Annotated in this window: 9 protein-coding genes; 5 read left to right on the forward strand and 4 right to left on the reverse strand. The window is 46.4% G+C overall.

Annotated elements, in window-relative coordinates:
• Window positions 1–56: 56 nt before the first annotated feature.
• The 4 genes from AAC854_RS09530 to AAC854_RS09545 are packed head-to-tail and all read right to left on the reverse strand — an operon-like array spanning window position 57 to window position 4,021.
• Window positions 57–995, reverse strand: coding sequence for an HpcH/HpaI aldolase/citrate lyase family protein (locus AAC854_RS09530; RefSeq protein WP_340616888.1), 939 nt, complete (start codon window positions 993–995; stop codon window positions 57–59).
• Complete coding sequence (locus AAC854_RS09535; RefSeq protein WP_340616889.1) at window positions 995–2,074, reverse strand: cysteine protease StiP family protein; 1,080 nt, start codon at window positions 2,072–2,074, stop codon at window positions 995–997. Before AAC854_RS09535 ends, AAC854_RS09530 begins: the two co-directional genes overlap by 1 nt.
• Window positions 2,071–2,859, reverse strand: coding sequence for a hypothetical protein (locus AAC854_RS09540; protein ID WP_273549272.1), 789 nt, complete (start codon window positions 2,857–2,859; stop codon window positions 2,071–2,073). The genes AAC854_RS09535 and AAC854_RS09540 overlap by 4 nt, the downstream gene beginning before the upstream one ends.
• Window positions 2,852–4,021, reverse strand: coding sequence for a phosphoribosyltransferase domain-containing protein (locus AAC854_RS09545; protein ID WP_273549271.1), 1,170 nt, complete (start codon window positions 4,019–4,021; stop codon window positions 2,852–2,854). The genes AAC854_RS09540 and AAC854_RS09545 overlap by 8 nt, the downstream gene beginning before the upstream one ends.
• 444 nt (window positions 4,022–4,465) lie before the next feature.
• On the opposite strand from AAC854_RS09545, the gene AAC854_RS09550 reads away from it, so the two are divergent.
• The 5 genes from AAC854_RS09550 (at window position 4,466) to AAC854_RS09570 (ending at window position 8,458) form a co-directional block, all read left to right on the forward strand.
• Entirely contained in the window at window positions 4,466–5,050 is a 585-nt protein-coding gene (locus tag AAC854_RS09550; RefSeq protein ID WP_340616890.1) for a TerD family protein, read from the forward strand.
• Window positions 5,050–6,228: a TerD family protein gene (locus AAC854_RS09555; RefSeq protein WP_340616891.1), complete on the forward strand. Its 1,179-nt coding sequence runs from the start codon at window positions 5,050–5,052 to the stop codon at window positions 6,226–6,228. The genes AAC854_RS09550 and AAC854_RS09555 overlap by 1 nt, the downstream gene beginning before the upstream one ends.
• 65 nt (window positions 6,229–6,293) lie before the next feature.
• The gene (locus AAC854_RS09560; RefSeq protein ID WP_273549269.1) at window positions 6,294–6,749 is read left to right on the forward strand and encodes a tellurite resistance TerB family protein; all 456 of its coding nucleotides are present in this window, start codon (window positions 6,294–6,296) and stop codon (window positions 6,747–6,749) included.
• 27 nt (window positions 6,750–6,776) lie between these two features.
• Window positions 6,777–7,805 (forward strand): TerC/Alx family metal homeostasis membrane protein, encoded by a 1,029-nt coding sequence (locus tag AAC854_RS09565; RefSeq protein ID WP_340616892.1) that lies wholly within the window; start codon window positions 6,777–6,779, stop codon window positions 7,803–7,805.
• A gap of 74 nt (window positions 7,806–7,879) precedes the next feature.
• Window positions 7,880–8,458, forward strand: a complete 579-nt coding sequence (locus tag AAC854_RS09570) for a TerD family protein (RefSeq protein WP_047963809.1) — start codon at window positions 7,880–7,882, stop codon at window positions 8,456–8,458.
• Window positions 8,459–8,598 lie beyond the last annotated feature (140 nt).

The following is an 8,598-nucleotide window of genomic DNA, read 5'->3' on the forward strand; positions in this document are numbered from 1 at the left end:
AAATCAATATCAAAACAGATTGAAAGCCTTAACCTTCTTTTCTCCGGTTGCAGGCTTTATGCTGTCTCAGGCTCGATACCGTAATGTTCTGCCCGCTCAAGAATATTGACCGCCCACCGTTGATGAGTAGCAGGTTCACACATCACCCCCTGAGATTTAAAGACAGCTTGGCTTGAGGTAAGAATATTCAATGCATCAGTATAATCATGGGAACTGACCCTCAACGCCCGCTGAATACATTCAATCTGCTTTGGATGTATGGCTGTTTTTCCCACCAAACCGTGAACAATATCCAATGCCAATTCTTTCTCAAGGAGTTCCAAATCATCAATGTGCTCACAAACCGGGGCTGTCAGTGCGAACCCCCGCGCCGCAAAAACGGCAACAAGCATTTTAATGACATATCCCATTGGCCCATCATAAAGCGTGAAATCACGGGGGCGTCGTAAGGACATCATATTCATCAGATCGTTGCCGCCAATACGCAGGGCAATGATGCGTTCTTTGCAAGGATGATTTTTGAGAACGTCAGCAAGCTGATTCATTTTCTGGATATCAAAGACTTCTTCAGTCTCCAGTGTCGGCATAATGCAAAGATGCGTTGAACGAATAATATCCCACCAATCGGGCAGCGAAGCGTGGGTAAATTTGGGCAAAACCAGCCCATCAATGATATTGAGGTTAATGTTGGCGATCAGGTGTTTCGCCATTGTCTTGTTGCGCGGACGGATAAAAACCAGAGGGCGATGTTGTTTCTTGCCGGAAAAAAATGTACCGGAATAAGCCATATCAGATCCTGTCAATGTTTGCAGAACACGACTGAGGTTCTCAACAGCCGCAGGGATATCCTGCTCACTGACTGCATCTTCCAGACAAATCACCAGAGAGCGCAATCCAATGATTTTGTTTTGTAAAACAATTTCTGCAATATCCTGACGGGTGGCCGGCATATACAGCGTCGCGCCAAGTTGGTATGGAGAAGGGATCAGTTTCATTACGCAACCTTTTTAATGATAGTAACGGCGCGATACTGACCTACCTGATCACCCACTTCCGTAATAACAACATTTTTCTGGCGAGCCAGATGAACCAATAGCGCAACATCAGGATCATTCTGGGAACGTACAAGTACATGTTCTGGTACGCGCCGCAATACTGCGCGGGTTGCTTCAGCAATACCGGGTTTGATGCGATTGATGCTGTCAATCTGGTATTTTTCAGCAAGGTCAGCAATCACCGCTTTGCTCAATTGCAATAAAGGCGTTTTTTCCTGCGGAAGCCAAACAGCCTCTGATATCGCATCCAAATTCAATTGATCACGGCAATCAGCCACAGTGTCCACCAGCAAACGACTGCAATCAAACTCTGTCAGGTGATCACACTGCACACAGCCGTGCACTCCACCTTCACGCCAAATAGAGCGTGATATCAACCCTGATACCGGTGCTCCCATAATGCCGAAAGGAATCAACCAATCATCGTCACTTGCCGCCAACCACGAACAACCACAGGGATCAGCCAGTACCACCAAGCGAGGAATACCCGAATAACCCACCCGCCCTGCCAGTGATTGCGCCAGTTCTGTGGTAATCGCCCCTTTGCCAGTCCAGCCATCGACAAACACCAAACCATCCGTGCCATGTTGCTGTTCAATATACGATAGTGCCGTGCTGTCAATGCCCCGATCCCGAATGATACTGATACCATAATGATAAGAATGCTTACCCATTTTCCTGAGTGCCTGATGCAGCATTACCCCCAAAGGAACACCAGCCCTGACTAAACTGACCAACACAATCGGCGTATCCCCAAAGCGCGATACCAGTGCTTTAGCAAGCATCACCACTTCCGTTGCCAGCCGAACGGCCCCCTGCTCAAGGGCTTTATCAAACAGATCAAGATGATAAGGGGTTGGCTCCGGTTCCTGACTCAACATATCCGAATAATGGCGGGCACCAGATTGAATCAACTGTTCCTTAACATCGACAGGTGTCATCTCCATTTGGATTGGTTTTAGCAAAAATTGAACATCATCAGAGGCATAACTTCCAGAAAAAGGAGGAAAGTTATTCATTTATTTACAGCTCCAAATAAAGCAGTCATTAATGTATCGGCAAACTGGCTTTGCCGGGGCATACCAAACCAATCGCACAGGTGCATGAAACGGTAATCGCTCAGACTATCTCCCAAGCCAATGACCGGAAAAACCCCTCTCTCAGCACGAAGCTTTTGCAAAAGGTGACGAGTTGCCAGCCCCTTGTCAACACACTTTGGCAGCAAAGTAAGGTTGTTATTGTTTTGGTGTACATAAAAGTGTTGGTGGAAATAAAAATGATTTTCTTTAACCAGAGTTTCAGCCAGCAGATTAAGCTCATTCAACCTGTCATGATCCCGATGTTTAATGATCAGGAAAACAGGGATATCACCATACTCATAATCAAGGCGTGCCCACGCATCCATACCATAAGACTCAATCAGGTGATGACTCAAACGCTCCAACGCCTGCAATTTTTCCCGATACGGCATTAACTCCCGCAACATATGTGATTGCCAATGCTCATCAACGACACCCTCTGGGGTGAGAAGCACTGCCCCGTGAGAGGCAATGCACCAGGAATTAAAAGGGATCTGTACACGGCTGAGCTGTTCTGTATTTCTGGCTGTGACGGGAATACACTCTGCATGAGCCAACAGCCAATCAACCAGCATGGATTGCTCTTCCGTCATATAGCTATGAGGAGAACTTTTTCGATCCAAAGCCCCCACGCGAAAAGCTGAACTATCCGACGCGCGCTTTATCTTCCTGCGTGACTGAAATAGCGTGTCATCAAGATCGGTCAGCAAGACAGGCTTAATCATAACCAACAATCTCTACAACCGGAGAAACATGGGCAAGCTGTGCCATCAGCGCCTGATCAGCCGACGTTCTCGGTGTTTCAAGACAGAGCAAGACACGATCAAACTTCTGATGAGCGACGTTATAGAGAAAATTCGGGATGCCAAGCCCGTAATTATCAGTGAAAGCCATCACAGACTGGATAGCATGACCGCAGGAAATAGGAGAGCGGGTTGTTGAGCCAAACATGACCGATGCCCCTTCCTGCTCAAGTCGTTCAGCCAGCAGGAACGGCTGCCAGACAAATTCGCTGGAACCCAATACCAACACTTTCTCATCTGCCCTGACATGAATATCAGCACCAATCTCACATTGGCTTTCATCTAACCCCAGACGCCCCCAATTCTGGCGACCGATAATGCCGACTTCTCCCCGTGCGGTAACATTGACTTGAGGCATAACCGGAACCGGAGCGGATATATCTGCATCCCATTGCCAATGCCCTTCAATCAGGGAAACCGTAGAAACCGGTAATGGGCTGCGTTGTACAACCGCTTTCCCACTCCAGTCTGTCAACGTTACGGTGACAATATGTTCAATATGCTTAAGCCCTGCCTGACGCAACGCCGCCAATAAATTGAGAAAAGTGTTGCCGGTCGTTGCTTCATCATCAATCAAGACCAAAGTACGTGCATCTATCACCCGTTGACGCAACCGGCTTTCTGCTGGCCAATAAATCAGATGATCCGTTGCATGACTGTGATTTTCCTTAAACTCACACAACAAATCACCATCAACAGGATGGCGTGTCGAAGTCAGAAACACGGGAGCATCTACTTTGCTTTTTGTTTCCTGAAACACGCCGGCAGCAAGCCCGACCGCCGTTTCCGCCATGCCAATATACAAAACTGGGCCAGGAAGATTGGCTGGGAACCGTTCAGACAACTGTCGATAGACCGAACGCATCGTAGATGGACTGACCGGAATATGCCGCCCCAATACTTTGCTGACAAACAAAAATGCTCTTTTGGGATTACGGCGTTCAGCGATATCAAACAGTGTTTCCAGAGATGCAAAATCATGGGTTGCCGTTACCGTCAACGTCCCACTGTTCAACTTTTTTTGGTAAATCTGTTTTTGATAAACTTGTTCCTGATAAATACAGGTGTTACTTAATGCTGTCATGTAATGCCTTTAGAAAAAAATTTCAGATCACTTGGGATGGCTGATAAATGCGGTAACTATTTATCTCATAAATCAAATTATCTTTTCGTAAATCAAATTTCGTTATTTTGACAGAAACAATTGTTAAATTGCCGACAGTCAACTTGGCTATGTGCAGCATCCTTTCTAAATTGGGCGGAATATGCGTCGCAGTCTAGAGTTGACAATCACTACATGTCAATCATATTATGATTTTTTATTCCAAAATTTGTTTGACTTTTCCGCATGAAAAAGAAATGATAAAAAATGAAGGCAGATTGTTTCCTATCATGCAGTTAACAACCAGATATACTGTTTATGGGAATCATAATATGACAGATATTGGCTATCTATTTTTCATATTATGATTTTTTAATGCGTGAAATTACCGTAATTCACCGACAAACAGGTATAGAGGTGTCATTAATGGTTTCGTTAAGCAAAAATCAGTCAGTTTCGCTCACCAAACAGAGCGCTTCACTGGCTAAAGTTAATTTTGGTCTGGGATGGGATCCCATAGCCAAGAAAAAAGGCTTTCTCGCGAGTTTATTTGGCAGCAGTGATGAAATTGATCTGGATGCAAGCTGCATCCTGCTTGATAAATCCGGTAATGCCATCGATACAGTGTGGTTCGGTCAGCTAAAATCAAAATGCGGTTCTATCCTCCACACGGGTGACAACCTGACAGGTGAAGGTGACGGGGATGATGAAGTTATCTGTGTCGATCTGATCAAGTTGCCCGCTAATGTCGAGTATCTTGCTTTTACCGTTAACAGCTTCCGTGGCCAAACCTTCAATGATGTTGAAAATGCCTTCTGCCGTGTCATTGACCAAAACGGCAAAGAGCTGGCTCGCTATCAACTGAATGAGCAAGGCTCCCATACTGGCATTATCATCTCCTCTCTGTGCCGCAACGGCGGTCAATGGGATTTCACTGCACATGGTGTTCCTTGCGTTGGGCGTACCATTGATGCGATGTATCCGCAGATCGTTGAGACGGTGGTAAGCTAATGAATCTGACACCCGGGGGGAATGCCCCCGTTGCCAACCAAACACTCACCGTGCGGGTTTTGTCAGGTTCGGCCGTTGATGTCTCTGCTTTCCGTCTGTATGCCGACGGCAAAGTTAAAGGCGATCCTGATATGGTATTCTACGGTCAGCCCGTCAATAATGACAACACTATTCGCCTGGCTGGTGGCAACATCAATACCTCATTTTTCGTCAACTTGCCCGCATTAGGTCAGGATGTCCAGAAAGTGGCATTCACCGCAACCTGCGACGGCAACCAAACGATTTCCAGCCTGCGTAGCCTTACCATTCGGGTTGAACTGAACAGTAGCGTAATTTTACAGGGTGACGTTGAAATACAAGGGCGTTCAGAAGCTGCCTTGATTCTCGGTGAACTGTATCGTCGTAATGGTGAGTGGAAGTTCCGTTTTATTGCCCAAGGCTTTAACGGCGGCCTCAAGCCTCTGGCGGAGCATTTTGGCGTGGATATCGTTGATGATGGCGCATCAACTTCAACACCTGCACCAGCTCCCACAACATCAGCTCCCACAACACCCGCACCGACTAACGTTAATCTGAGCAAGGTTTCTCTGACCAAAGAAAAACCGGCTATCAGCCTGAGTAAACGCGATAATTTCGGTGAAATCCGCGTTAACCTGAACTGGAACCAAACTTCCTCTGCTTCAAAAGGCATACTGCAAGGCATGTTCGGTTCAAACAAAAACGTAGACCTTGATCTCGGTGCATTTGTCCGGCTGCAAAATGGCCATAAAGACGTTGTACAGGCATTGGGGAATCGCTTTGGTGATTACCGTTATGAACCTTACGTAGAATTACAGGGCGATGATCGCACCGGTAATGTGGCTGGCGGTGAATGGCTTCATATCAATGGCTTTGAGTGGAAAAACATCAGTGAAGTTTTAATCTACGCCTTTATCTACGAAGGTGCGCCAAGCTGGGATAAAACCGACGGTGTTGTCACGATCTATGTCCCTGACCAACCGCCAATTGAAACTCGTATGACAGAAGGCTACAACCACAAAAACATGTGTGCCATTGCCCGCCTTGTCAACGAAAACGGCTCCATCAAAGTAGAACGTATCAATCAATACTTCAACGGGCATCAAGAGATGGACAGAGCGTTGGGATGGGGCTTTAGCTGGGAATCCGGCAGAAAATAATGCTTTGGTTTTTTAAATAACACAATCACTTATTACATCAGCGTTTTATGCAAATGGAGGGACCTATGTCCTTTTTAAACAAAATCAAGTCAGCGTTCAACGCAGGACGTGAAGAACTGACCAACCAAGTTGGCCGCTTCAAGAACAGAAAGTTCATGGAAGGCACGGTGGCAGTATGCGCGCACGTTGCAATGGCGAGCGATGGCGTCAGTTCAGAAGAAAAGCAAAAAATGATCGGATTCATTAAAAGCTCCCCCGAACTGAAAGTTTTCGATACTGCTGAAATTATCGAATTCTTTAACAAACTGGTCAGCAGCTATGAATTTGATGCTGACATTGGTAAAGGGGAAGCCATGAAATTCATCATGGCGCTGAAGCAACAACCGGAAGCGGCACAGCTTGCTTTACGCGTAGGGATCGCAGTCGCCAAAAGTGATGGTGACTTCGACAATAACGAAAAGAATGCTGCCCGTGAAATTTGCACAGCCCTTGGCTTTGCACTGGCCGATTTCGAACTGTAATTGCAGATAATTTAAGAGGCCTACTTCATGGTATCCACGCACATTGGTTTTCCGATGGAAACCGTTGCTGTATTTATTATTCTGTCGGTTGGTGCGCTCTTTATCGACCTCTTTATGCATCGTCATGATAAGCCGATTTCGCTGCGCAGTGCCGCTCTCTGGTCTGTTTTTTGGATAGCGATTGCATTTGTTTTCGCGGGATTCCTGTATGTTCATCACGGAGCAGAAACAGCCAGCCTGTTTGTGACCGGTTACGCACTGGAAAAAGTGCTCTCTGTCGATAACCTGTTTGTCATCATGGCAATTTTCTCCTGGTTCGCTGTTCCGGACCGCTATCGCCACCGTGTCCTGTATTGGGGAATTATTGGCGCTATCGTCTTCCGTGGTATTTTCGTTGCCATCGGAACGAGCCTGTTAGCACTCGGGCCGTGGGTTGAGATCGTGTTTGCCGTCATTGTGGGCTGGACAGCAGTTATGATGCTGAAAAGCGGCGATGATGGTGATGAAATCGAAGATTATTCACAGCACCTTGCCTACCGTATGGTGAAGCGTTTCTTCCCGATTTGGCCGAAACTGCGCGGTCATGCTTTTATGCTGAACCAAAAGGAAGTAAATGCGGAACTGGCTAAACCGGAAAATGCCGATGTGAAAGTGGGCCGTACTGGTAAAGCAGCGCTTTACGCTACACCATTGATGCTGTGTTTGGCCGTGGTTGAGCTGTCTGATGTCATGTTTGCCTTTGACTCTGTGCCTGCGGTTATTGCAGTCAGCCGGGAACCTTTAATTGTGTACAGCGCCATGATGTTTGCTATCTTGGGCCTGCGTACGCTCTATTTCGTGCTTGAAGCATTGAAAAAGTATCTGGTGCATTTGGAAAAGGCAGTCATCGTTTTGCTGTTCTTCATCGCCACTAAACTGGGTCTGAACGCCTCTGAGCACATTTTCCACCATGGTTATTCGATTTCGGCAACGACTAGCCTGCTTGTGGTCATCGGGGTACTGACAGCAGGTATTCTTGCCAGCCTGCTATTCCCACAAAAAGAAAGCGCCAGCTAAATCCGGTGAGTTAAAAATCTATCGGGTATAACCAATTAATACAAACGTAAAACGTAATAAATGAGGAAATAATAATGGGTGTATCTCTTTCTAAAGGCGGTAACGTTTCTCTGAGCAAAGAAGCGCCAAGCATGAAAAACGTTCTGATCGGTCTCGGTTGGGATGCTCGTGCAACTGACGGACAAGACTTTGACCTTGACGCATCAGCTTTCCTGCTGACAGCAGATGGTAAAGTACGCGGCGATGCAGATTTCATTTTCTACAACAACCTGAAATCGTCTGATGGCTCCATTATGCACACTGGCGACAACCGTACCGGTGAAGGGGACGGCGATGACGAATCACTGAAAATCAAACTGGATCAAATTCCTGCTGAGGTAGATAAAGTTGTATTTGTGGTAACTATCCACGATGCACAAACCCGTCGCCAGAGCTTTGGTCAGGTTTCCGGTGCATTCATCCGTCTGGTTAACGATGACACTCAAGTTGAAGTAGCTCGCTATGACCTGACTGAAGATGCTTCTACTGAAACTGCCATGTTGTTCGGTGAACTGTATCGCCACAATACAGAATGGAAATTCCGCGCAGTAGGTCAGGGTTACGCTGGTGGTCTGGCTTCTGTTTGTGCTCAGTACGGCATTAACGCTGCCTAATTTGGGCATGAATTAATATAAAACTTCAGTGTAAAGAGTAAAATCGGCATACTGAGATTAAAAGCCCTGCTTGATGATATCGGCAGGGCTTTTTATTTTATAGAATTCATAAGTTAACATTTAGTACCAAACTGTTAACT

The sequence above is a fragment of the Xenorhabdus entomophaga genome (assembly GCF_037996725.1).
GTDB lineage: Bacteria > Pseudomonadota > Gammaproteobacteria > Enterobacterales > Enterobacteriaceae > Xenorhabdus > Xenorhabdus khoisanae.